Origin of the sequence: Bacillus sp. AFS098217, from assembly GCF_002551815.1 — a bacterium.
GTDB lineage: Bacteria > Bacillota > Bacilli > Bacillales > Bacillaceae_G > Bacillus_A.
Genome location: NZ_NVPR01000085.1, coordinates 1 through 23,363 on the forward strand (window position 1 = coordinate 1; position 23,363 = coordinate 23,363).

Consider the following 23,363-nt stretch of genomic DNA (forward strand, 5'->3'; position numbering starts at 1 on the left):
TTTATTCTGCATAGCAAGGATTTAATTTAGTATCGAAAAATTAAAATGGATTTATATATATTGTGTAGTTTTTTAATATTCATGAAACTACGTTGAAAAGAAATTGCATTTAACGAAAAATTACATGTCTTTCCAAACGGAACCGGCCTGTCCAGATTACATATATTCTTTTCGTATCACAAAGCTGATGTTAAATGAATAGGAGAAATAATAGAATAAAATGGGTTCATCACCGTAACAGGGGGTTGATTTTTTGAAAAAGAATCATTTTTCATACATGGAACGGAGAGTGGCGACTCCAGCGGGAATAGCGAGGAAAGTGAGACCCCGCAGGCTTGCCGAGGAGGCTCGCTCTCGCCCGCGGAAAGCGTCCACTCGGAGTGGAGTGTACATTTATCTATATGTCACCCCCGTCTTTTGGTGATGAACCATAAAATGACAATTATAGAATTTAATTTCAAAAAGTTATGTATGTAAATTACATTTTTTCACGTATAAAGGACGCAGTAAGAAGAAATTTTCTCAGAATGAATAAATTAGTAGCAACAAATTCAATTGGTAATTTTGGAAATAAGAATGTTTGCGAAGTGAAGAATAAAAGTTTATAGTGGGGAGTGTCCTAGTAACCGGACGGATTTTTAGAAAGTTAGATAGAAATAAAAAATGTTACAAATGCATTTTATTAAATATATATCAAGGTCAAAAATGTTTGGTAAGAAATAGTTGAATAAATAAAGACTTCAACTTATAATTACTAATATTCTTCATATGGTTAAAGAAGAGAACGAGCTGTATGAAGAAGTAAACATAGAGATGGACTTATCAAAAAATAAGCCTTGGATGATTAAAAGAGGTGGAGAGATGAAACAATTATTGTTAAAGAGCAAGCGTGTGTTAAGTAATCATTTTGGGTTCTTTATTTTTGCAGTTGTTTTATTCTGGCTAAAAACATATGCAGCATATGTTACAGAATTCGACTTAGGAATATCGAACACAATCCAAAAATTCTTGCTATTTTTTAACCCGCTAAGCTCAGCTGTCCTATTTTTAGGACTTGCATTATTTGCAAAAGGGAAACGATCTTATATTTGGTTAATTATTATTAATTTGTTACTGTCAATTCTTTTATACTCAAACGTGGTATATTACCGCTTTTTCAGCGATTTTATTACGTTCCCGACATTAACACAAACAAATAACTTTGGAGATTTAGGTGGTAGTATTTTAGCGTTATTACACCTATATGATCCATTGTATTTCTTAGATACAATTATCCTATTTGTATTAGTAAAAACAAAGTTTGCAGATCCAAAACCAATTCGTGTTGCAAAACATAAATTGTCACTTGTATTTATTACAGGAATTTTGATTTTTAGCATTAACTTAGGTTTAGCAGAAATGGATCGTCCGCAATTACTAACAAGAACGTTTGACCGCAACTACATTGTGAAATACTTAGGTGCGTACAACTATACAATTTACGATGGCATTCAAAGTTTGAAAGCATCGACAGAACGTGCTTTAGCAGATGGAGATAACATGACAGGTGTAAGAAACTATATTACATCGAACTATGCAAGCCCTAACCCAGAGTATTTTGGTAAGGGGAAAGGTATGAACGTTATCTATATTCATTTAGAGTCGTTCCAAAACTTTTTAATTAATTACAAGTTGAACGGACAAGAAGTTACACCATTCTTAAATTCATTTACGCATGATGCAAATACACTGTATTTTGATAACTTCTTCCATCAAACAGGACAAGGTAAAACATCTGATGCGGAGTTTATGTTAGAGAACTCACTATTCGGTTTACCACAAGGATCTGTATTTACAAATAAAGCTCATAATACGTATCAAGCAGCACCAGCTATTTTAGGACAGCAGGGCTATACATCTGCAGTGTTCCATGGTAACTATAAAACATTTTGGAACCGTGATGATATTTATAAATCATTTGGATTTAATAAATTCTTTGATGCATCATATTATGATATGAATGAAAAAGATGTTGTAAACTATGGTCTGAAAGATAAACCATTCTTTAATGAGTCTATTCCAATGTTACAAACATTAAAACAACCGTTCTATGCGAAGTTTATTACGTTATCAAATCACTTCCCTTATCCAATTAATAAGGATGAAGCGACAATTGAACCAGCAAAAACGGGTGATTCATCTGTAGATACGTATTTCCAAACAGCACGTTATTTAGATGAAGCTGTAAAAAGCTTTATGGATTACTTGAAGCAATCTGGTTTATATGACAATTCAATCATTGTGATGTATGGAGACCATTATGGTATTTCAGATAACCATAATGCAGCGATGTCACAAATCATGGGTAAAGAAATTAATTCATTTGAAAATGCACAATTACAACGTGTACCTTTAATCATTCATGTTCCAGGAATGAAGGGCGGAGTTCAACACCAATATGGCGGAGAAATCGATGTTCTTCCAACGCTGTTACATTTATTAGGTACTGATACAAAGAATTATATCCAATTTGGTACAGATTTATTATCACCAGAGCATCAACAAGTTGTTCCTTTCCGTAATGGTAACTATGTAAGTCCGGCCGTTACTGCGCTTAATGGAAAGTATTATGACACAACCACTGGAAAACCAGTAGAAGCAACGGATGAAATCAAACAAAATGAAAAAATGGTCCAACAGAAACTTAAATTTTCTGATGAAGTTGTAAACGGAGATTTATTACGATTCTACACACCAGAAGGATTTACACCAGTAGATCGCACTAAGTACAACTATAACCATCAGGATAAAAATAAAAAGAAAGTAAAAACTACGCAAGAAGGTTAAAGTGAATAACATATTGTGATAAAATCCTACTCGTATGGAATACTATCCATACGAGTAGGATTTTTTGTTTTACTAGTTAAAGAGAATTTCTAAAGAATAAAAGCAAAACTGTCTTCAATTAAGTATGTATGTTGTAATTTCATATACCATATTGATACTATATAATGGGCGTATAAAAAAGGTACAATCATTGCACAATACATAAACGATAATTTGGACTTAATTTTATATGAAATACGAGCTACTATATTAGTAGAAAGTGATTTCAATAATCTAATTTTGCAAAGTTAGTATCTATACTTGCAAGGCTACTAAAAAACAAGTATAGAAAGGATGTACATCATATATGATATTAGATCACCGCAGTACTGCAATTTTACAGCAAATTATTCAAGCAGATGGTTATACTTCTGTAGATCAACTTATGGAACTACTACAAGTTTCGAAAAGAACAATTTATTACGATATGAAAAAGGTAGGTGATTGGTTAGCTGCAGAGCATTTAGAACCAATCAAATACATTCGATCATTAGGATACTGTTTAAATGATGAAACAAAACGAACAGTGATTCAAAAATTACATGGATTTACAATGGTTCAATACGATTATTCTCCACACGAGCGAAAAGCTTGGATAGCTTTGTATTTATTAACGAAAGAAAAAAGAATCTTACTAGAAGATTTAATAGACCTTGTACAAGTAAGTCGTAATACTACACTTGCTGATTTGAAAAAATTGAAAGTAGGGCTAGTGAAGTTTAAGCTTTCCTTACAATTTGATCGTAAACGAGGTTATTATATCGAAGGAACTGAGCAAGGAAAGCGAAGTTTGTTAACCTTTTATCTTTCACAGTTGATTGCAAAGCATGGATGGGAATATTTAATATCACACGTAAAATACATTGTAAACCGTGGAGAAAATGAAAAGGATAGAAAAGAACAAGAGGAACTTCTCCTTATAAAAAACATTCTATCGAATTGTGAAGGATTTTTAGGTGTTCAATATACGGATGAGGTACTTGAAAATTTAAGCGTTTACATGTATTTGTTTCGTAATCGAATTGTTAAAGGGCAATGTGTTGAAATGGAAGATGCTGAAAAAGATGTTCTTCGAGAAACAAAACATTTTGAAGCAGCTAAGTATATCGGAAAACAGTTTGAGAACGTTTTACATGTGAAATTTCCAAAAGATGAAATTTATTATATTACCACTCATCTGTTGGGGGCGAAAGTAAATGCTCAGCAAAAAGAGTATGAAAAAAATGATGTTCAAGGCATCCGTTATATTGTAGATCGTATGATAAAGGATTTTCAGCATTATGCTTGTGTTATATTTCAAGATTTTACAGGACTGGCTTCAGACTTATATTTACATATAAAACCAGCGTTCTATCGTGTGAAATATGGGATTGAAATAGAAAATCCATTACTACATACGATTCAAAAAAATTATGAAGAAGTATATATCCTTACAAGAAAAGTTGTTCATCATTTTGAAGAATACGTTGGAAAACAAATTTCGGAAGATGAAATGGCGTATATTACGATGCATTTTGGTGCTTGGATGAGAAAAGAAGGAATCGTTCCCAACTCAAGAAAAACAGCATTACTCGTTTGTCCAAATGGTATTGGTACATCGCGTATGCTGCAATATCAATTGGAACAATTATTTTCCAGTATCAATATTTTAAAGGCAATCTCAAAGCGAGAATATGAATCGAATACATTTGAAGTAGATTGTATTATTACGACAACTGAGTTGGAGAAGGGGACAGTACCTATTTTTATGGTAAATCCTATTTTGACAGATTCTGAAAAAGCATCATTACTCCGAAAAGTAAATGCAGCCTTATTTGGTGAAGATCAAAATGATTCAGTTGATATTATGATGCAGATCATTCAAAAATATGCGGAGGTTATAGATGAACAGTCTTTAAAAAAAGAACTGAGAGAATTTATAAGTGGTCCAGTGCATTTGAATAGGGAGGAGAAATGCAAACCTAATTAGTTGGATTGTTTGCAATGTGTGGGTTACTCTTACAGAAGAAAAACTTTGCAGATACAGTTTCTGGAAGATTAAAAACGATTATGGGCTTCGTCGTATTAGGAGGAGGGGCCACAATATTAATTGGAGCTTTAGATGTTTTTGGTAAAATGTTTGATAAGACATTCCATATTAAAGGAATTATTCCGAACAATGAAGCAGTCGTTGCGATTGCACAGCAAACATTGGGGAAAGAAACAGCATTTATTATGGTATTTGGGATGCTTGTTAATTTACTTATCGCCCGATTTACAAAATTTAAATATGTATTTTTAACGGGGCATCATACGCTCTTTATGGCATGTTTAATTTCAGCTGTATTTTCTACAACAGGGATGAAAGGATTTTCTCTTGTTATGATAGGATCCATAGTCTTAGGGTCACTCATGGTAATTTTCCCAGCATTACTACAGCCATATGTAAGAAAAATTACGGGAATGGATGACATTGCGATTGGACATTTTGGTTCTGTTGGATATTTAGCAGCTGTGTTTGGGAATGCAACAGGGGGGAAGAAGGGGAGCTATATTAGGATCATTTGTAAATGGCTTATTGATTTCGTTCCTTCCAGCTCTATTATTACCAGTATTGGGCGGATTAGGATTCGAAAATACAACATTTGGTGATTCTGATTTTGCAGTAGTTGGTATTTTGATTAGTGAAATTGCAAAATTATTAGGTTCAATTTTCTAAACAATAAAGAAAAAAGACTTGAGTTTCTCTTTGAGAAAATCAAGTCTTTTTCAATTACATACGATTATCGTGCCAGAAGTTTAATGGGAAGTGGTCATCTTCATGATAGCTTTCTAGCTCATAACCTTTTTCTTTTAGACCTTTAATAATAGCTGGTACTGCTTTTACTGATTGTGGATGAATATCGTGCATAAGAATAACTTCTGTTGGTTTTGTTGCACCAGCAAGAACATTTTGAACAATTTGTGCAGATGCCGCATCGACTGGCATCTTATTATATTTCCAGTCTAAAGAGTCAATTGTCCAGTCCCAAACTTTCAAGCCGCCTTCTACAACTTTGTTACGTAAAGCCTCATTTAATCCTGGCATTGAGCCGTAAGGTGGACGAGTTAATACAGGTGATTTTCCAATAATCCCAGCAATTAAGCTTTGGTCTTCTTTCATCTCATCTACATAATGTCCTTCTGTATAAAGCTTTTTGAAGTTATGTGTCATACTGTGCATACCAACGTAATGACCTTCAGCTAATTCACGTTTTACAAGATCCGGAAATGATTTAACGTTTGCTCCAATTAGGAAAAATGTAGCTTTCGCATCTTCTTTTTTCAACATTTCTAAAAGTTCAGCAGTATATTTCCCTGGACCATCGTCAAATGTTAAGTAAGCAACTTTTCTAACTTGCCCGTTATATTGCTTAGGTGCTTCCTTTGGAGTAAGAGCTGTTTGAACTTCACTTACAAGTTGAACAGGTTTTGTGTCATCTTCCGTACTTGCTCGAGCAATACTTGTTGATCCGTAAATTGCTTCATATAAAAATAATACCCCGACGCAAATCAACAGAGCCCTTTTTACTAGAGTTGTCATTCGAATTCCATTGCGCATAATTTTCCTTCTCTCTATAAAAGTTCTACTCTATTATATTAGCAACTTTAGGTAGGGAAATGCAAAAAAAGATTGTTACAAATGCAAAAAAGTTTGTAAAAAGTATGCAAGATTTTGTCGGTCTTATAGTTATTATTCTTTTTATATAGCAGGTTTTTAAAACGTGAATAAAGAAGTTGATAAAAAACAGCAATTCATTGATTACACGAATTTAAACTTCATGATTTTACATTGTATCATTGAATTAAAAAAGGTGTGATGAAAATGAAAAAATTAGCTTGTTTACATGCTCACCATTCAAATATTGCATACATTGAGAAAGCACTTGCATTATTTGAAGTAGAGTTGATCCATTTTGTGGATCCAATACTGCCAATGAGAATACAGGAGGGTGGTGAGCTGGAGACGAATTACATTCAAAATAAAATGAGAGATCAATTGCAATGGGTAGCAGAAAGTAAAGTTGATGCGATTCTTATAACATGTACATACTTTATAACACTTTTACAAGATATGCATGTTCCGATAGAAATACCAATATTAAAAATCGATGAACCATTCTTTGAAGTGATTTGTAATGTACAAGAACCACAAACGATATTATTTACAAATCCTAGTACTGTCCCAGGAACAGTAGAGCGTTTGAAACAATATGCGCAGCAAAAACAGAAATCGATTGATATTCAAATCATAATTGTAGAAGATACTTTTGTGCTCATCATGCAAGGACGGAAGGAAGAGTATGATGATAGCGTGAGTCAATGTATATATCGAATGCTGAAATGTGGAAATCAGGTTATTTCAGTTGCACAATTATCAATGGTAGATGCTGCTAGGAAAGTAGAGAATAGAGTAAATAGAGTAATTGTGAATCCACTGGATGCTTTGGTTGAATACAGTGTAGATCAATTGAGTTTAAGGAAAAGAAATGAGAGAACGGATAAAAAAGTAAAATGATAGTAACGCTAAAAACTAGGTAATGTGTAGATCAGTTCCATAATGAATCAACTTTAATTTTTTGCAATTACTTGTGAAGCAAAATTGTCCCAGGAAGTGCTATACAGGGAAAGACGTTTTTCTTTTTTAATTAGGTAAAGAGTTTCAGTGAATCATTTCATAAGAAGTATATGTAAATGATTCTTGTATGTGAATTTTTTATAATTTCACATACCGTAATGAAAAAATAAAAATAGGAAAACAGGAGATAGTGTCGAATATATCGTAAGGACATATATTAAAAAGGCACGAGATAGAGAAAGAAAACAAGAAAATGAAAGAAGGGGAACAGCATGAAGGCAATTGACGCTGTACAAAAAATTATCGAATCTCAATTTCCAAATTGTGATGTTGCTTTACTAGGTGGCAGTGTTGCAAGGGGAGAAGAAACAAAAACATCGGATCTTGATATCGTTATATTAGATCAAAACCTTTCATCTTGTTACCGGGAATCTTTTTTCAGTAACGGCTGGCCAGTGGAAGTGTTTGTACATAATTTTGAAACATATAAAACTTTTTTTGAAAATGATTGTAAGCGAGGAAGACCTTCTTTACCACAACTAGTTTCGGAGGGAATTATCTTAAAAGGAACTATGCAAATTGTAACAAGTTTAAAGCAGGAGGCAGAGCAATTATTAAATAAAGGTCCCGAAAAATGGACAGAAGAACTTATGAGACAAAAACGTTACTTTATTACAGATGCACTAGATGATTTTATTGGTGCGACAAAGAGAGAAGAAGAATTATTTATTGCGAATCATTTGGCTGATTTAGTGCATGAATATGTCCTTAGAGTAAACGGACAATGGGTTGGTAACTCTAAATGGTTTATTAGGGTACTAAGGAAGTATGATTCATTATTTGCTGAACAATTTGTTGAAGCTTTTGATCATTTTTATAGAACTGGGGAAAAGGTAGGACTTATTGATTTTGTCGAGAAAACATTAGAAAACTATGGAGGCAGGTTGTTTGAAGGTTTTTCTGTAGGAAAATAAGAAAGGAGTGAAAATATGAATGTACCAATTGTCCAATTAAGAGAACTTTCATTAGAAGATGTAGAAGATCGATCTATCCTTAATGAAAATGGTTTACATATTGGCTGGGTGGATTTAAAGAATTTTGATAAAACGAATAAAAATGCTGAGTTAGGCATTGCAATTGGTAACAAAGAATGTTGGGGACGCGGATATGGTGTTGCGGCATTATACAACATGTTACAACTTGGATTTTATGAATTTGGTTTAGAAAAAGTGTGGCTACGTGTTGATACGGATAACATAAAAGCGATAAGAAGTTATGAAAAAGCTGGATTTGTTTGTGAAGGAATTATGAGAAATGATAGATTACGAGAAGGAATATTTATTAATCGATATCGCTATAGTATGTTGAAAGAAGAATATGAAATTATTAATAAAAAAGAATTAATTACATAATATTATTATGTAAACAAAAATGTGACATGGTATAAATTAACGAATTCATAGAAATTTAATGATGAGAGGATGCATAGAAATGATTCGAGTTTTATCAGGCTTAGATGCAGTACAATATTGGGATTTACGTTTACAAGCATTACGAGTAAATCCAGACGCATTTGTGACAACTTATGAAGAAGCGATGCAAAAAGAAAATCCTGTGGAGGAAGTTGCTCAAAATTTAAATTCAAAAACTAGTTACACATTTGGGGCTTTCAATGACGAAAATCGACTGTTGGGTGTAGTAACGTTACTTACAGAGCAAAAAGCAGCCTATAAACATAAAGGACATCTTGTTGCTATGTATGTGGATGCTCAAAGTAGAGGGGAAGGGATTGCAAAAGCTTTAATAGGAGCATTGGTTGAAAAATCAAGAGAACTAAAAATAGAGCAAATTAATTTAGGAGTTGTTTCAGATAATGAAGTAGCGAAAAAACTGTATCAATCAATGGGTTTTACAACGTATGGGACAGAAAAAAGGGCGTTAAAAATGAACAATATATATCGCGATGACGAACATATGGTTTTATTTCTTTAAGAGAATGTTTAGAAGGAGCAAAATAAAATGAAAGATCTGTGTTTAGAAAAAGGGATGAACCCTCACGTTGCAATATTATATGCCACTGTAAGTGACACATTCAAGAGATTAAGAGATTTAGTAGAAGATGTGGGGAAGGAGGAATTGAATTATAAAGGTCCTGCTAATGATGAGAATAGCATTGGGCAATTGCTTCAGCATTTAGCAGTTGTGGATTTACACTGGGTGTATCGTTTGAAAGATGAACAAATTTCAGTATTCTTACAAGAAAAATATGGACCTATGCTTGATAGAAAAGGAGAGTTACCTAAAATAACAAAAGGTTCTTTACAAGAACTTATGCAAGACTATCAAGATGTTCAAAGTATGTTTTACAACGAATGTATGAAGCTAACAGAAGCAGATTTGATGCGGGAAGTATATTATGAAAAAGGTGAAACAGCTACGATTAGATGGGGAATTTGGCATATAGCTGACCATAATCGGTATCATCAAGCTCATATAAGGCGATTACGGAAATTGTACCAGTATGATAGGAAGTAATAAAGATACTATTTGTAGTGTGAAATTGTAGAGAGATTCCAGTTTGAAGTTCTAAGATTGTTGCATTTTTTTTATTTTTTTGGTTCCAAAAATACAACTAATAATTGCAATCAATGCACTTGAGGAAATGAATTTTACGGCCCAATAGATTCCTGTTCCAGTAATTAAGTCGATGATTACAAACTTTTTAATTGTCGAACTTTTTATTGTATGAAAAACAAATTGATTGCTTTTGTTATCCAATGTTGTCACGTCCCTTATCCCTTTTATAAAAGTATATGACAAGGTATGCTTGTTCTAGTCTTTTAATTTCAAGAAAATGATAAAGAATCATAAAAAGAGTAGCTAGCAAAAGCTAACTGCTCTCCCAAAAGGAATTGAAGAGATATTCTCATTAAGGAAATGGGATTGTATTTAATATTTACGGAATATTAAGTTTTATTCACTGTAAGATTTATATGTAAATTAAATTAAAATCTCTGTTATTAACACTATCATTCCTACAAGAAGAAAGAATTCAATTGAAATCAAGAATACATTTTTCTGTGGCCTTTTACATTCTTTTATTAAAGTGAAAATGGCACTAATTGCTACAAAGGTGAAAAGAATGAGTCGTATCATATCTGGCATTTTAACCACTTCTAATGTTAGATTGAATACATTATATTGAGATGTTTAAATGTTAAGGTGGTTATTAATATAAATTAAGTGAAAAATAAGTAGAATTTAAACGAAATAATCCTTTTAGTAAATAGAGTTTAATTTGAACGGAGGGGAAGCGTATCGTATGAACCAATTGTCATTCTTTGAAAACATCGATGAAAAAGAAATGCGTAAACTTGTAGTGAAAGAGTTGAAGAATTACAAAGCATTACGTGTCTGGATGAGAAATCAAGAAGAACAAATGCAAGCAGAATGCGCCGTTATCTTCCCGAAAATGAAGACCATGCAGTGGATTATTTAAATACAAAACGTGGATTGATTGCAGGTGCTGCGACAGTCCTTTTTTATTTTGATGAGATGGGTGAGATTAGGTACAAGTCATATCCGATTAATATATGCTTGCAGCTATCCATCGACATAAAGATAAAGTCGGTGATAAAGAAGTTGAGTATGTGGAAATGTTTTCGAGGATAGCAATTTTTGAATATATATTTTGTCTGCATATAAAGTTTATAGCCTGTCAATAATAGTTTTGATTTTTAAATAAAGCTATAGGAGGTTTTTTTATGCCGTGGAATGATATTTGGCAGGCTGATATGGATGATAGTGGATTACTGCCCTTAATTAAGGGCGAAAATGAAAATGAAGTGGAGCAATCTAATGGATATTTAGTTGTAGACTTAGATCCTTATGGTCCTTCGGATAGAAATCATGATCCAAGTTCACGTAATGAAGTACATGTTCTTACAAATGTTCATATTAAGAAGAAAAAATCATATGAACTAGTTGAAAAATTATTTGATAAATATATTGCGACAGCCAATGAAAAGGAAGTTTTTGATACGAAAAAAATTAGTGAAATAGAGGATTTTTTAAATTATGCAATTAATACTGAACCTATGAAAGTGGCTAGGAATTATTTGAAAAATGTTTATAACATTAGTAATTCAGATGAGGAATGGATAAAAGAATTATATAATATTTGGTTTGAACCGCGTAGACATGGAAGTACATCAGTATTTGAACATGTATTTTTAGGCGAACAATCAATGAAACATCGAGATGTACTAGATGGTCATCACTTTTGGTATAATTATTATTTAAATGATGGACCGTATGAAGTTACACATCATGAAGAGAGAATATTTTTCCTTCATACTGTAGAAGTTGAAGCGCCTGAAATTAGCCATTATGCAGAAGTAATTACGATAAGTTATAACTATTTGGAAAAGGATAGGGAGAACCAGGATGGATTAGAACTGCACAAAGAAACTGGCGGTTTTTTTGTTGGTATAAGTGCAGAGTGTTTATTGGCTTTTGGTACTGTGGCGTATTTTATGGCGCTCCCGGAACGAAATGATAGCTGTAACTCTGTCGCAAAAAATATTCCAGTGACTATTAATGGCGAAACATATAATTTAAAAGTAATTTTTGAATGTGATGAAGATAACATCTTTTTTAGAACTTTCTACCCTATGATTAATAAAAACGGTAGTGGAGGAAGAGCTCCAAGAGGAAGAAGGGACGGGAGAGATAGAAATCATTAATATAATACTGGGGAATTAAATCTATATAATTGAATAGGTAGGGAAAACTATTTCTATTTTTCGGAAGACTAGCTTACAACGCTAGTCTTTTGTTTTTTTGTATATTTTTATATAGATAAATAAGTATATATATAATATATTAAATGAGAAAATTGCTGCTGGTAAAGAGATTTTACGTGATAGTGTTGGATTGAAACCAATCACAGTTACATTGGATCACACTAAAATAGATATAAAATATCGCTGATATGTCACCAAAAAATATGGATTTTCTATTAAGTTATAGCCTATAATAACTTAATAGAAAGAATTATCAGTAAAATAAAAACTGTATAAGGGGTTTTAGGATGAAAGCAATTGCAGCGGGGATAGTAGCATCTTTTTTCTTTGCCTTTACATTTATTTTAAACCGGGCTATGGATTTACAAGGGGGAAGCTGGATTTGGAGTGCTTCGTTACGATACTATTTTATGGTTCCGTTACTTTTAATCATTGTCATTTATAGGGGGAATTTAAAGCAACTCTTTCAATATATGAAAAGCAATCCGAAAGAGTGGTTGTTATGGAGTACGGTTGGTTTCGGTCTTTTTTACGCACCGCTTAGCTTTGCAGGTGCATTTGGGCCAGGATGGCTCGTTGCCTCTACATGGCAAATTACGATTATAGCAGGGATTTTATTAACACCATTATTTACAACAAATTCACTACATAAAAAAGTTCCAATGAAAGAACTAATGATGTCTGCTGTTATATTATTAGGTGTTCTTCTTATGCAAGTAGAACATGCTTCCTCTTTAGGGATTCGTGAAACCATTTTATGTGTGGCTCCGGTAATAGTCGCAGCATTTGCTTACCCACTTGGAAATCGAAAAATGATGCAAGTATGTAAAGGTGAGTTAGATGTTTTTCAACGAGTGCTTGGAATGACACTAGCAAGCTTACCATTTTGGTTTTTATTGTCGGGCTATGAAGTTTCAACAAATGGATTACCATCAAGTGATCAAGTCTTTCAATGTTTTATCGTAGCAATTAGTTCCGGTTTAATTGCTACAGTATTATTCTTCTTCGCAACAGATCTTGTAAAGGATGATCCACAGAAACTAGCTACTGTAGAAGCAACGCAATCCGGTGAAGTTTTATTCGCATTACTAGGGGAATTAATATGGCTAGCTGCTCCAATTCCGTCATCTTTATCTTGGATTGGAATGAGCTTAGTGGTTGTTGGAATGATTTTACATAGTTACGTTGCGGTAGTTATGAAGAAAGAAGAAAAAATAACAGTGTGAATAAACATTATCTCTTTGAAAATAAAGAACTAATATTTTGATAAGAAGAAAATTTGATTAAGAAAAAGACTTAGGATAGATAACAACAAAATATATCTGAGTTGTCTCTCCTTTTGTATGAAGTGACAAGGTGGCGTACATAATGTTAGAACGTATTCAAAACATAGAGGAAGATTCTGTTGTAAATGTATTAAGATATGCAGTTGGGCCTCAGGAATCAAGTTTGCAAAAAGCAATAAGTTTTTACGCGAAAAATAAAAATGCATCATTATACAAATATCAAGAACATGGTTGTGTAGGTATTGAATTCATTGGTAAAAACAAAGCAAGAGTGTGTCATATAGCCGTCTCACCAGATAGTCGTAATAAAGGAGTAGCTTCCGACATGATAAAGAAAATAATTCATGTGCACGGGTTAACGTATATAGAAGTAGAAACAGACTGTGAAGCAGTAGAATTTTATAGAAAGTGCGGATTTATGATTACAAGTTTAGGGGAGAAGTATCCAGGTGTAGAAAGGTTTTATTGCTATTGGGGACAAGAATAGGTATTACTATATAAGAGTAAGATCTTTTATGGCACGCTATACTATATGCTTGATTTCATTTATATATCAACAATATGTAGAGATGTCTGATTATACAATTGATACTCGGGATGGATCCATACATTGGTAAACTATTCATTGGTTCTCATTGTTTAGGTGGGAGAACATCAGGTTCATTTTTACGTGCTGGTGAAAAGATATTAAAGCTATATATAGGAGGATAACTATGTCAAAAGAAAAAACTATTAGATTTAATAGCATTGAAGCAGAAAATCTAAAAATTGTTGATCAAAACGGAACAGTGCGACTGAGTTTGTATAATAATGAAAATATTCCACCACTATTAATGAACGGAGAAGATATATTGCCTGGACATAGACAAAATGATCCTATTGCTGGAATTATGTTTTACAACAGTGAGGGTGATGAGTGCGGTGGGCTAATTTATGGTAGTGAAAAAGATGATAAAGGGAATTATAATGCGGGTGCTTCTTTAACACTTGATCAATATAAGCAAGATCAAGTTATGCAAATGTACTATAGTGAGGAGAATGGAGAAAGGGAATATGGATTTAGTGTATATGATAGAGCAGATACACCACTTCCGGAATTAAATAATAAAACAGAGGAAATAAAGAAATCTATTACAAATGAAGAACTTCAAAAGGTCGAAATAGATAAAGTATGGGCCGGAAATACACAAAGAATATTTATGGGGAAAAATAAGCAAGGGGCAGTATCTGTTCGTTTAATGGATAGTAAAGGAAATCAGCGTATTCGTATGGTAGTTGATGAAAACGATGTTCCGCGAATGGAGTTTTTAGATGCTGATGGAACTGTGATATATAAACTTCCGCCGGAGTAATAGCTATAATAGACTGATGATAACTACATGAGTAGAAATGATTGATAGTAGTAAAACAAAAATCGGGGTAGAAAATGCAAGTGTGACTAAAATTCTTTATAAAGATGGGGAATATAAAGTCGAGTCTGTTGGCGATATGAGTTATGCTGAAAAAGGAAGAGAAATTGTGGAATTATAAAAATGCAAGCATACAGTATTATCAAGACTGTATGCTCGTTTTTATTATATTTTGTATATAATAATAAAATGATAAAACAATGTTCAAGTATTATTTGGAAATTAACTCCTCTATATGAAAAGTATGATAATTCTCCTGTATTCCAACATCCGTTTATTGTTTCTATCGTAATTCGCGCTTGCCTCCATCGGCTTTTAATCTATATGTAAAGAATTACCTATATCCCAGGCTCATAAGAGAATAGTTTACAATGTTACATATTTACAGTATTCGTTTTAGCATTCCCTAGTTTTTTACGATACCACAGTTCACAAGGATACAATAATAGGTGAAAAAGCATATGAACAATGATAGCGGAAATTAAACCATTCGACCAGAATTGCCAGCCACAAAAAATACCTACCCACAAATTTCCTAATACAGCATAAGAATATAGCCATCTTGATTTTTTCATTCCTTTTACACCTAGAAAGTGAGTGATTGCAAATAGAATACTAGATAGGATAATCCCAAGAATCACAATAATCTGAGTCACATCATGAAAAAGGCTCATCAACGTGATGAAAAGCGGCATAAGACCCCATCGGAAGATGATTTCTTCAACAACTCCACCATATAGGACTCTAGCTCCTAATCCTACACCATGGCGCTGATGTTCAATTTGTAGAAACGTTTCTTTATCAATAACTTTTCTAAAGAATCCATAATACATAATAACATGTCCGAGAGAGCAAATTACTCCAATTAAAACTGCTTCACCAATGTTGCTCGGTAAAATAATATTTCCATTTTGGATCTTTGACAAGAAAAATACACCCATTCCGGAAAAAAGTAAAACGAGTAGAGTATGGAGAAGAAAACTTAGGTAGATAGAAGGTGTTTCAGGAGTGTTTTCTAACTTTTTGTTTATTTTTTGCTCAGCTAAGCTCATTGTAACAATTCCTGGTATAGCAATGCTGAATACAAAGATCCAGTTGAACATATGCTGTCATCTCCCTTGAAAATAGACTAAGAAAGACCTTTTATGTATGTTGACGCTATGCAAGGTTGTGATAGTCCTTCATATTTTTTTGTAGACCGACTAGTCGGTTTCATTGTATAATATTTACCATAATAATACAAGTGTATATGGAGCAGTGCTATGGCTCAGTTGTCTAGGATACATAAGTCAGTATGAACAGAATTTTTTAGGAGGTCTCTTTGGCGTTCAGATTAAAAATTAAGAAAAATATGATAATATATTGATGAGATTTAAAATTCAATTTGATAGTTTATAGGTGTAGAGAAAACCTTATGGGGGAGTAATCATGAAAATAAACGACATAGTAGCGAAAACACAATTACCAAATACAATTGATACGATAACAAATGATTTACAAACGTTAGGGTTGAAAAAAGGAATGACAGTGATTGTTCATTCTTCTTTGAGTTCAATTGGCTGGGTATCTGGTGGAGCAGTTGCGGTTGTTGAAGCTTTGATGAATGTAATTACCGAAGAAGGTACAATTATTATGCCAACACAAACTTCGGATCTATCAGATCCGAAAAATTGGGAAAGACCACCTGTTCCAGAAAATTGGTGGCCAATTATTCGAGAGCATGTTCCAGCATTTAATCCAGATATAACCCCTACACGAGGAATGGGGAAAGTTGTTGAATGTTTCCGTACCTATCCAAATGTAAAACGTAGTAATCATCCATTAAATAGTTTTGCCGTATGGGGGAAACATGCAGAGACGATTACAAGAGAGCATTCACTTTCGATTAGTTTTGGTGAGCACTCACCATTAAAGAAAATCTATGATTTAGACGGGTATGTATTATTGATAGGTGTCGGTTATGATTCTAATACATCCATCCATTTATCTGAAATACGTACAGGTGCACGTGAATTGGTAAAAGCAGGGGCGCCTATTATTGAAAACGGCATGAGAGTATGGAAAGAGTTTGATGAAATGGACTATGATTCTGACTCGTTTGTTGAGATTGGAAAAGAGTTTGAACATACAGGCACTGTGACAATTGGTAAAGTTGGAAATGCAATGTGTAAATTAATGAAACAACGAGAAATTGTTGACTTTGGTGTACAATGGTTTCGTTCGAAAACTAAATAAGGGATGGTTATGATGAAGGGGAAAAAGATTTTAATTACGAGTGGTGGATGTTTAGAAAAATGGGATCAAGTACGTGGCCATACGAATTTAGCAAAAGGTACGATTGGAAGAATTCTTGCTGAAGAAGCGATGTCAAAAGGTGCATATGTTATATATTTGCATGGCTATTTTGCCGAAAAGCCCAATGGTACAAGTGCTCAATTAGAATTACATCCATTTGAGGGGATTATTGATTTACAAAATAAAATGAAAAGCATCATTACACATGAGAAAATCGATGCAGTTATTATGGCGGCAGCTGGATCAGATTGGATTGTGGAAAAAATCTGTGATCAAGATGGAAATACACTGGATATGAACGGGAAAATTTCAAGTGATATAGCGCCAATTATCCATTTCCAAAAAGCGCCTAAAGTATTAAAACAAATTAAGCAATGGGATCCAGAGACAATTCTAGTTGGTTTCAAACTTGAAAGCGGTATCAATGAAGACGAGCTAATTCAACGAGCAAGTGAAAGAATGGAGCAGGCAAAAGCCAATTTTATGATAGCAAATTCACCACATTCGTTATATTCACGTGCAGCCATTCATCATGTAATTGGAGAAGATGGCCATGTTTTGGTTTGCAAAGGAAAAGATGAAACTGCGAAAGAGATTGTTAATAGGTTAGAACATTTATGTAATCGCGTAGAAGAGGGGAACTTGAGTAGTTAATGCGGAGAAGGAGTCGTGCTCTTTGGAAATATAAAAGTAATTTGTACATTATTACATAATGAAAAGAAAGTATCAGAGAGAAATATAAATGCAATTAGACAATGGTATACACATCATTTTTACTACAGCAAGAGCTCCTCGTTCGATGAAACAGTTTCTTTTAAAGGAATTACAGAGAATTTGAATGATGGTGCAGCGTATATTTTAGAATAGATAAAGGGGGGAAGCTTATGGAACAGTTACTAAAGCAAGCCATTCAGTTACGGAGTGAAAAGAAATATGAGGGGTCAAAAGATATTTTAGTGCACTTGGCAAATCTCACCGATAATCCGGAAGTATTGTATCAGTGTGCCTGCATACATGATGTAATGGGACTTGAAACAGAGGCTGCCCCATATTACGAAAAAGCAATTGCGAATGGACTTACTGGAGAGTCGCTCTGCGGAGCATATATTGGACTTGGAAGTACATATCGCTGCATTGGTGAATACGAAAAAGCGATTGCTACATTAGAAGCTGGTTTACAGCGGTTCCCAGAAAATAATGTTATGAAAGTATTTTTATCAATAGCGAAATATAATATAAAGGCATATGAAGAAGCGATGAAATTATTAATAGAGACTGTTTTGAAATTAGAAGATGTGAAAGAATACGAGAGAGCAATTTTATTTTATAAAGATCATTTGAACAAGATTTTCAAATAAGGGGGTAGGACTACATGAATACATCTATTTCGCGAAAGAAAAGGAACATTTGGATTGGACTTACAGCATTAATTGTATTATCGAACTATTTAGCGTACGCACTTCCTATTGTGCCTGTTATACCGAAAGAAATGGTACTTGGTTCATTATTAGACTTTCTCATTATAATTCCTGTTATCACGTATTTTTTTATTATACGTAAACGCTACTCATTAACTTATATATTCCCCGTTGTAATCGCAGGTTATATTGCTGCAAGGTTTGTCATTCCAAATGATTATTTACAGGCCTTTTCATTTGTGTCTTATATTTTAGTTGCGGGTGAACTCGCGTTTTTAGCTGTAGAGTTATTTATTCTATATAAGATTGCTAGAACGTTACCGAAAATTATAAAGTTTTATAAACAATATAAGAAAGAATATCCATCATTCTCTTTGGCAATTGATAAGGCATTCGATGCGGCATTAAAAAGAAATAATGTAGTAAATGTTATTGCTTCAGAATGTAAACTATTGTACTATGCTTTATTGTCTTGGCGTACAAAGGCTCCAGAAAGTCAGTATGTTTTTTCATATCATAAAAAAACTGGGGCCATTCCATTTTATATTGCACTTATTCATGCAATATTAATTGAATCAATTGGGTTTCATTATTTACTTCATCAGTGGAATGAAGTAGTTGCTTGGATATTACTCGTTGTAAATATATATGGAATTTTATATTTTTTAGCTGAGATACAAGCAATTCGTACAAATCCATATATTATGACGGAAAAAGAAATTGTAATCCAAGTCGGGTTTGGAAAGAAAATCGTTGTACCATTTTCTCAAATAGAAGATATTACCTTTTATAAAGGTGAAGCACTAACTAAGGAAGAAGAAAAAGAAGTATTTGAAGCAACTATAATGGAATTTATAAAGGAACCAGCTACCTTTGAAATAAAATTAAAAGAACCGTTAACAGCAGAGCTATTGTATGGATTTTCTAAAACAGTAAACCGTGTACATGTCAATGTAGATGAGGATCGGAAGTTTTATGAAGTAATTGTTGCGAAATTAGAGCAAGGTAGACAGTGTGAATAGAGTTACAAAGTATTATCGTGCTTTTGGTATGTATGGAGTCTGTAAGATCATTGGAGAAATGATCGCCAATGTATATGTAGTAGAAAAATAGTGAGAAACAAAATAAACCAGCAAGCTAGAGGCTTGCTGGTTTTCATCGTAAACAATTAAAAAATATGGTAAAATTAAGAGGTAACTTATGGTGCGGTTGGTTGTTCAATTATCACTTCTCCGAATAGAAGGGAGGTGATAATCGTGAGTGAAATTGCGTTGTTACTGCAAGGTGGATTATTTCTCGTTGCATTGCTAACGTTTATTGTCGTTTTAATCGACAAGCTCAAAAAATAACAACCCACCTATGCCAATAGAATGTGGGTTGTTTTGTTCGTAAGAAACAAATAGGATAAATGAACAATCCAATCTGTAAAGTTACGTGAACTAGTGTGTAGCCGCACACTAGTCTTTTTTATTTATATACAATATATCATTGTTTTATGTGATTGTATTGTTCTTTTCATGCTTATTATAACATAGTGTCTTTTTATCAAGAAAGGAGACCGTATGTTCTTATTTTGAAATATCTGTATTTAAATGCGAACTGTTGTACTTTTTTCTTTAAATAAATTATCCATATACTGTTTTAAACTCTCAATATAGAACTCTTGATTTTCAACATGGTTCACCCCAACGATTGGAGATGGAAGTTCGTATGTCTTTTGAGATAAATGGACAACAACATCAAAAATATCAAATAGGCGGATGAAGCAGAATAAACCATCTTTATCACTCATTAATATAAAATAGTGATTATCACTCTTTGTATTTAGTGTATTCCATAATGAACTTTTACTTAAATCACGAACAATGTTTTTTTCCTTTAATTCAATAAAATCGGCATTAGATATAATAGAAGAAATATCAATTGCATCTGGATCATCAAAATAACCATCAATTGTATGAACAGCGAACGTATAAGCCATTTTTAATATGCTCATTTTATATTTTCGATTGTCTAAAAGTAACTCACGTTGAATAGAACTAGCTACCTTTGTTACACGTTCTTCTTTCCAAATTTCATTATGTAGCGAAATATCATGCTTTTTACATAGTTTCATAATCAATGAGTTAGAATAATGCATTTCAGCGTTTGTTTCCACGACGTCTGTTTCAGTTGCTGCGAATTCTTGACCGTGTTCATTTGTATATAGTGGGGAGTCAATTTGCTGCTTCATTTGTTCGATTTTATATTGAATGAGTTTATGTCTAATTAATGGGCGATCGACATTTGTTGTAAGATGTTCATGGCAAGAATCGCAAATTGAGTTTGTGAAATAATATCCACATAAAATCTCTGGGATGACGTATTGTTCACTAAGTTCTTTTGTTTCTTTTCTGCAAATGATGCATTGCGTCATATTTATCACCTTTACCTGCAAATTTGTATGTAATCCCATTGTAGTGTATTTAATGATATTTTGGAATATTGTAGATCAAAATATCATGTAAAATTTATGATTATTTTGGTACAATGAAGAGAAGTGCTAGTTTAAAGGAGGACGTTTTTTTGAAATCGAAAGTGCACTTTTGGACATTGGAAGTGCTAATGGTTGTAGGAATCGTATTTATTTGCACAAAAATATCATTTTTATTTCAACCAATTGGCATATTCGTTTCAACATTATTTTTCCCAATTTTAATCGCATTGTTTCTATACTTCATATTTAATCCTGTGTTGGTGTTTTTAGAAAAGCAAAAAGTTCCTAGAAATTTAGCGATTTTATTGTTGTATGTTTTTATCATTACATTAACTGCAGTCGCTATTGGTGTAGTTGTTCCAACAATTTCACAGCAGCTAACGGAGTTGGTGAAAAACATGCCAACTTATATTAAAGAGGGAAGAGTATACATACAAGAACTATCTCATCATAGGCTATTTGAATGGGTGACTACACAAAATTATGTGTCGATTGAAACGATTGAAAAAAATGCAATTCAATATTTGAAAGAGATACCAAACACGATTACGTCGAGTGCAACGGCTTTATTTGGTATAATCACAAATGTTGCATTAGTGGTGTTTACCGTGCCATTTATCCTGTTTTACATGTTTAAAGATGGACATGCATTTCCAGGAAAGGCTGTCAGTATATTACCAGAATCATACCAGCAAGAAGGACTTCGAATCATAAAAGAAACGAATGAAACCTTATCTGCGTATATTCAAGGGCAAGCGCTTGTTTGTTTGTTTATTGGTGCATTTACATTTGTCGGATACTTAATTATTGGTTTACCATATGCCTTCATTTTAGGTATCATAGCGGCATTTACAAATATTATTCCAAACTTAGGACCTTTTATTGGGGCGGCGCCAGCTGTTATTGTCGGATTATTTGTATCTCCAATGCAAGCAGTTTGGGTAATCGTTATTGTTACGATTGTCCAGCAATTTGAAAGTAATATTATTTCACCACGTATTATGAGCTCAAAGTTAAATATCCACCCTTTGACAATTATCATATTAATTTTAGGGGTAGGGAACTTTGCTGGAATTATTGGGATGATTTTAGCGGTACCTGCTTATGCGGTAACAAAAACGATTGTCTCAAACTTGGTGAGATTATTTAAGACAAAAAGAAACAATCGAAAATAGAGGATACTCATATGAATCAAGAAAGATGCATCGCTTTTTAAGCGGTGTATTTTTTATTCCGAATATAATGGGTTTTTATGGTAATATTCTATTAAGGATACAATATTGCTTCTTCAATTAACGGAGCAGTTTAATGGAATAATTTATGCTGTAACAAATGGAGGTTGAAGTTATGAAAAGGTTAGTCATTATTACAGTAGGTAAAACCCATAGTGGAAAAACTACATTTGCAAGGGCTCTAGAAAAAGAGTTAAATAACTCTTTTGTTATGGACCAAGATAACCATGCTGAATTTATAAACACGTATTATAAAAACTTACAACCAAAACGAGGACCGAATACTCTTAAGCATGCTCTCTCAAAGTTAATTGTCGATTATGCCAAAGAACACACTGATTTAAATCTTATTATTTGCAACTCAAATCGAAGTCGAAATGGACGATTGTATTTGCTTGAAGAGTTGTTTAATAAAGATGAATTTATCCGTATCTTGGTTCATTTTGATATTCCAGATGATGTTCTTCATGAACGAGTTACTCAAAGTGGGCGAAGTACCAATATATTTAGGGGGCCTTATTCTAATTTTGAGGAAGTGCTTGTTCGGCAACATGCTGAATCCCTAACAGAAGATGTAACAGACCCAGTAGAAGGTGAAGCAGATCATTTATTTGTAATTAAAGAAAACGAGGAAGTTGATTCTGTTATTAAAGAAGTTGTTCATATTGCTGAATGTTTATGATGATACTCAAGAACTGTTAATAATTTTCGATAGATTTACTCGAAAGTAATGCATCATGTGAGGGGAATAAAATTGTTGTCATATGAGGTGATTTGCTGTAGTTGTAGAAAAAAATTTAGAGTTTATGAAGGAACTAGGCAATATAAACAGTTCAAGGGAAATAAGAATAGCGTATTTTGTTGTGAAGATTGTAATCATAATATACGTCTTGATGCCAGTCAACTACCTACCACTTAAACGCTAACACGTTTTGAAGTGGGGGCCTGTAAAAAGCCCTGGTTGTCTAGCCTCAGTCTTT

General features: G+C 33.2%; 23 protein-coding genes and 5 pseudogenes. 23 read left to right on the top strand and 5 right to left on the bottom strand.

Annotation, left to right across the window (positions count from 1 at the left end; genetic code table 11):
* The first annotated feature begins 861 nt into the window (after positions 1 to 861).
* The 3 genes and pseudogenes from COO03_RS21110 to COO03_RS21120 all read left to right on the top strand — a co-directional run bounded on the left by COO03_RS21110 (position 862) and on the right by COO03_RS21120 (position 5,563).
* A complete protein-coding gene (locus COO03_RS21110; protein WP_154724634.1) occupies positions 862 to 2,826 on the top strand; it encodes an LTA synthase family protein in 1,965 nt (654 codons plus the stop codon).
* A gap of 346 nt (positions 2,827 to 3,172) precedes the next feature.
* Positions 3,173 to 4,828: pseudogene (locus COO03_RS21115) on the top strand (BglG family transcription antiterminator); the annotation flags it as partial.
* Positions 4,829 to 4,839: 11 nt separating this feature from the next.
* Positions 4,840 to 5,563: pseudogene (locus COO03_RS21120) on the top strand (PTS transporter subunit IIC).
* A gap of 54 nt (positions 5,564 to 5,617) precedes the next feature.
* Here COO03_RS21120 and COO03_RS21125 read toward each other — a convergent pair.
* A complete protein-coding gene (locus COO03_RS21125) occupies positions 5,618 to 6,445 on the bottom strand; it encodes a peptidoglycan-N-acetylglucosamine deacetylase (RefSeq protein ID WP_097899027.1) in 828 nt (275 codons plus the stop codon).
* Positions 6,446 to 6,709: 264 nt separating this feature from the next.
* On the opposite strand from COO03_RS21125, the gene COO03_RS21130 reads away from it, so the two are divergent.
* Entirely contained in the window at positions 6,710 to 7,402 is a 693-nt protein-coding gene (locus COO03_RS21130; RefSeq protein WP_097899028.1) for an aspartate/glutamate racemase family protein, read from the top strand.
* Positions 7,403 to 7,417: 15 nt separating this feature from the next.
* Here the strand turns inward: COO03_RS21130 and COO03_RS26625 are convergent.
* Positions 7,418 to 7,533 (bottom strand): annotated as a pseudogene (locus tag COO03_RS26625) (GNAT family N-acetyltransferase); the annotation flags it as partial.
* Positions 7,534 to 7,734: 201 nt separating this feature from the next.
* On the opposite strand from COO03_RS26625, the gene COO03_RS21135 reads away from it, so the two are divergent.
* The 4 genes from COO03_RS21135 (at position 7,735) to COO03_RS21150 (ending at position 9,997) form a co-directional block, all read left to right on the top strand.
* On the top strand, positions 7,735 to 8,436 hold the full coding sequence (locus COO03_RS21135) for a nucleotidyltransferase domain-containing protein (RefSeq protein ID WP_097899029.1): 702 nt from the start codon (positions 7,735 to 7,737) through the stop codon (positions 8,434 to 8,436).
* Between the two features lie 15 nt (positions 8,437 to 8,451).
* On the top strand, positions 8,452 to 8,874 hold the full coding sequence (locus tag COO03_RS21140; protein WP_097899030.1) for a GNAT family N-acetyltransferase: 423 nt from the start codon (positions 8,452 to 8,454) through the stop codon (positions 8,872 to 8,874).
* Positions 8,875 to 8,953: 79 nt separating this feature from the next.
* Positions 8,954 to 9,454: a GNAT family N-acetyltransferase gene (locus COO03_RS21145; RefSeq protein WP_097899031.1), complete on the top strand. Its 501-nt coding sequence runs from the start codon at positions 8,954 to 8,956 to the stop codon at positions 9,452 to 9,454.
* A gap of 27 nt (positions 9,455 to 9,481) precedes the next feature.
* Positions 9,482 to 9,997, top strand: coding sequence for a DinB family protein (locus COO03_RS21150; protein WP_097899032.1), 516 nt, complete (start codon positions 9,482 to 9,484; stop codon positions 9,995 to 9,997).
* 51 nt (positions 9,998 to 10,048) lie between these two features.
* Here the strand turns inward: COO03_RS21150 and COO03_RS27790 are convergent, their stop codons facing one another.
* On the bottom strand, positions 10,049 to 10,240 hold the full coding sequence (locus tag COO03_RS27790) for a hypothetical protein (protein WP_230322496.1): 192 nt from the start codon (positions 10,238 to 10,240) through the stop codon (positions 10,049 to 10,051).
* Positions 10,241 to 10,784: 544 nt separating this feature from the next.
* Between COO03_RS27790 and COO03_RS27190 the strand changes: the two genes are divergently transcribed.
* From COO03_RS27190 to COO03_RS21190, 7 genes and pseudogenes are all read left to right on the top strand, one after another.
* Positions 10,785 to 10,961 carry a hypothetical protein gene (locus tag COO03_RS27190; protein ID WP_170958188.1) on the top strand — a complete coding sequence of 59 codons (177 nt, stop codon included), beginning with the start codon at positions 10,785 to 10,787 and terminating at the stop codon, positions 10,959 to 10,961.
* Between the two features lie 265 nt (positions 10,962 to 11,226).
* Positions 11,227 to 12,207, top strand: a complete 981-nt coding sequence (locus COO03_RS21165; RefSeq protein ID WP_097899035.1) for a hypothetical protein — start codon at positions 11,227 to 11,229, stop codon at positions 12,205 to 12,207.
* Between the two features lie 347 nt (positions 12,208 to 12,554).
* Complete coding sequence (locus COO03_RS21170; RefSeq protein ID WP_097899036.1) at positions 12,555 to 13,493, top strand: DMT family transporter; 939 nt, start codon at positions 12,555 to 12,557, stop codon at positions 13,491 to 13,493.
* A gap of 142 nt (positions 13,494 to 13,635) precedes the next feature.
* Positions 13,636 to 14,040, top strand: coding sequence for a GNAT family N-acetyltransferase (locus tag COO03_RS21175; protein WP_097899037.1), 405 nt, complete (start codon positions 13,636 to 13,638; stop codon positions 14,038 to 14,040).
* Positions 14,030 to 14,264, top strand: a pseudogene (locus COO03_RS21180) (hypothetical protein); the annotation flags it as partial. The gene COO03_RS21175 and the pseudogene COO03_RS21180, both read left to right, overlap by 11 nt.
* Before the next feature lie 2 nt (positions 14,265 to 14,266).
* Positions 14,267 to 14,905, top strand: a complete 639-nt coding sequence (locus tag COO03_RS21185) for a hypothetical protein (protein ID WP_097899038.1) — start codon at positions 14,267 to 14,269, stop codon at positions 14,903 to 14,905.
* A 31-nt stretch (positions 14,906 to 14,936) separates the two neighbouring features.
* Positions 14,937 to 15,083: pseudogene (locus COO03_RS21190) on the top strand (histidine phosphatase family protein); the annotation flags it as partial.
* 253 nt (positions 15,084 to 15,336) lie between these two features.
* Here the strand turns inward: COO03_RS21190 and COO03_RS21195 are convergent.
* Positions 15,337 to 16,065, bottom strand: coding sequence for a CPBP family intramembrane glutamic endopeptidase (locus tag COO03_RS21195; RefSeq protein ID WP_097899039.1), 729 nt, complete (start codon positions 16,063 to 16,065; stop codon positions 15,337 to 15,339).
* A gap of 325 nt (positions 16,066 to 16,390) precedes the next feature.
* Here COO03_RS21195 and COO03_RS21200 point away from each other — a divergent pair, with 325 nt between their 5' ends.
* From COO03_RS21200 to COO03_RS27795, 6 genes are all read left to right on the top strand, one after another.
* Entirely contained in the window at positions 16,391 to 17,197 is an 807-nt protein-coding gene (locus COO03_RS21200; protein ID WP_097899040.1) for an aminoglycoside N(3)-acetyltransferase, read from the top strand.
* A gap of 3 nt (positions 17,198 to 17,200) precedes the next feature.
* Positions 17,201 to 17,911 (top strand): phosphopantothenoylcysteine decarboxylase domain-containing protein, encoded by a 711-nt coding sequence (locus COO03_RS21205; protein WP_170958189.1) that lies wholly within the window; start codon positions 17,201 to 17,203, stop codon positions 17,909 to 17,911.
* A gap of 15 nt (positions 17,912 to 17,926) precedes the next feature.
* Complete coding sequence (locus COO03_RS21210) at positions 17,927 to 18,124, top strand: hypothetical protein (protein WP_230322495.1); 198 nt, start codon at positions 17,927 to 17,929, stop codon at positions 18,122 to 18,124.
* A gap of 17 nt (positions 18,125 to 18,141) precedes the next feature.
* A complete protein-coding gene (locus COO03_RS21215; protein WP_097899042.1) occupies positions 18,142 to 18,615 on the top strand; it encodes a tetratricopeptide repeat protein in 474 nt (157 codons plus the stop codon).
* A 14-nt stretch (positions 18,616 to 18,629) separates the two neighbouring features.
* On the top strand, positions 18,630 to 19,697 hold the full coding sequence (locus COO03_RS21220; RefSeq protein ID WP_097899043.1) for a hypothetical protein: 1,068 nt from the start codon (positions 18,630 to 18,632) through the stop codon (positions 19,695 to 19,697).
* Between the two features lie 234 nt (positions 19,698 to 19,931).
* Entirely contained in the window at positions 19,932 to 20,024 is a 93-nt protein-coding gene (locus COO03_RS27795; RefSeq protein WP_001289319.1) for a putative holin-like toxin, read from the top strand.
* Between the two features lie 239 nt (positions 20,025 to 20,263).
* Here the strand turns inward: COO03_RS27795 and COO03_RS21230 are convergent, their stop codons facing one another.
* Positions 20,264 to 21,091 (bottom strand): HNH endonuclease, encoded by an 828-nt coding sequence (locus COO03_RS21230; protein WP_097899044.1) that lies wholly within the window; start codon positions 21,089 to 21,091, stop codon positions 20,264 to 20,266.
* 149 nt (positions 21,092 to 21,240) lie between these two features.
* On the opposite strand from COO03_RS21230, the gene COO03_RS21235 reads away from it, so the two are divergent.
* Positions 21,241 to 22,326, top strand: a complete 1,086-nt coding sequence (locus tag COO03_RS21235; RefSeq protein WP_097899045.1) for an AI-2E family transporter — start codon at positions 21,241 to 21,243, stop codon at positions 22,324 to 22,326.
* Between the two features lie 172 nt (positions 22,327 to 22,498).
* Entirely contained in the window at positions 22,499 to 23,065 is a 567-nt protein-coding gene (locus tag COO03_RS21240; protein ID WP_097899046.1) for an AAA family ATPase, read from the top strand.
* Positions 23,066 to 23,363 lie beyond the last annotated feature (298 nt).

Coding starts and splice junctions, on each gene's coding strand:
- COO03_RS21110 (WP_154724634.1), top strand. CDS start 862: ATGAAACAATTATTGTTAAAGAGCAAGCGTGTGTTAAGTAATCATTTT.
- COO03_RS21125 (WP_097899027.1), bottom strand. CDS start 6,445: ATGCGCAATGGAATTCGAATGACAACTCTAGTAAAAAGGGCTCTGTTG.
- COO03_RS21130 (WP_097899028.1), top strand. CDS start 6,710: ATGAAAAAATTAGCTTGTTTACATGCTCACCATTCAAATATTGCATAC.
- COO03_RS21135 (WP_097899029.1), top strand. CDS start 7,735: ATGAAGGCAATTGACGCTGTACAAAAAATTATCGAATCTCAATTTCCA.
- COO03_RS21140 (WP_097899030.1), top strand. CDS start 8,452: ATGAATGTACCAATTGTCCAATTAAGAGAACTTTCATTAGAAGATGTA.
- COO03_RS21145 (WP_097899031.1), top strand. CDS start 8,954: ATGATTCGAGTTTTATCAGGCTTAGATGCAGTACAATATTGGGATTTA.
- COO03_RS21150 (WP_097899032.1), top strand. CDS start 9,482: ATGAAAGATCTGTGTTTAGAAAAAGGGATGAACCCTCACGTTGCAATA.
- COO03_RS27190 (WP_170958188.1), top strand. CDS start 10,785: ATGAACCAATTGTCATTCTTTGAAAACATCGATGAAAAAGAAATGCGT.
- COO03_RS21165 (WP_097899035.1), top strand. CDS start 11,227: ATGCCGTGGAATGATATTTGGCAGGCTGATATGGATGATAGTGGATTA.
- COO03_RS21170 (WP_097899036.1), top strand. CDS start 12,555: ATGAAAGCAATTGCAGCGGGGATAGTAGCATCTTTTTTCTTTGCCTTT.
- COO03_RS21175 (WP_097899037.1), top strand. CDS start 13,636: ATGTTAGAACGTATTCAAAACATAGAGGAAGATTCTGTTGTAAATGTA.
- COO03_RS21185 (WP_097899038.1), top strand. CDS start 14,267: ATGTCAAAAGAAAAAACTATTAGATTTAATAGCATTGAAGCAGAAAAT.
- COO03_RS21195 (WP_097899039.1), bottom strand. CDS start 16,065: ATGTTCAACTGGATCTTTGTATTCAGCATTGCTATACCAGGAATTGTT.
- COO03_RS21200 (WP_097899040.1), top strand. CDS start 16,391: ATGAAAATAAACGACATAGTAGCGAAAACACAATTACCAAATACAATT.
- COO03_RS21205 (WP_170958189.1), top strand. CDS start 17,201: ATGGTTATGATGAAGGGGAAAAAGATTTTAATTACGAGTGGTGGATGT.
- COO03_RS21215 (WP_097899042.1), top strand. CDS start 18,142: ATGGAACAGTTACTAAAGCAAGCCATTCAGTTACGGAGTGAAAAGAAA.
- COO03_RS21220 (WP_097899043.1), top strand. CDS start 18,630: ATGAATACATCTATTTCGCGAAAGAAAAGGAACATTTGGATTGGACTT.
- COO03_RS21230 (WP_097899044.1), bottom strand. CDS start 21,091: ATGACGCAATGCATCATTTGCAGAAAAGAAACAAAAGAACTTAGTGAA.
- COO03_RS21240 (WP_097899046.1), top strand. CDS start 22,499: ATGAAAAGGTTAGTCATTATTACAGTAGGTAAAACCCATAGTGGAAAA.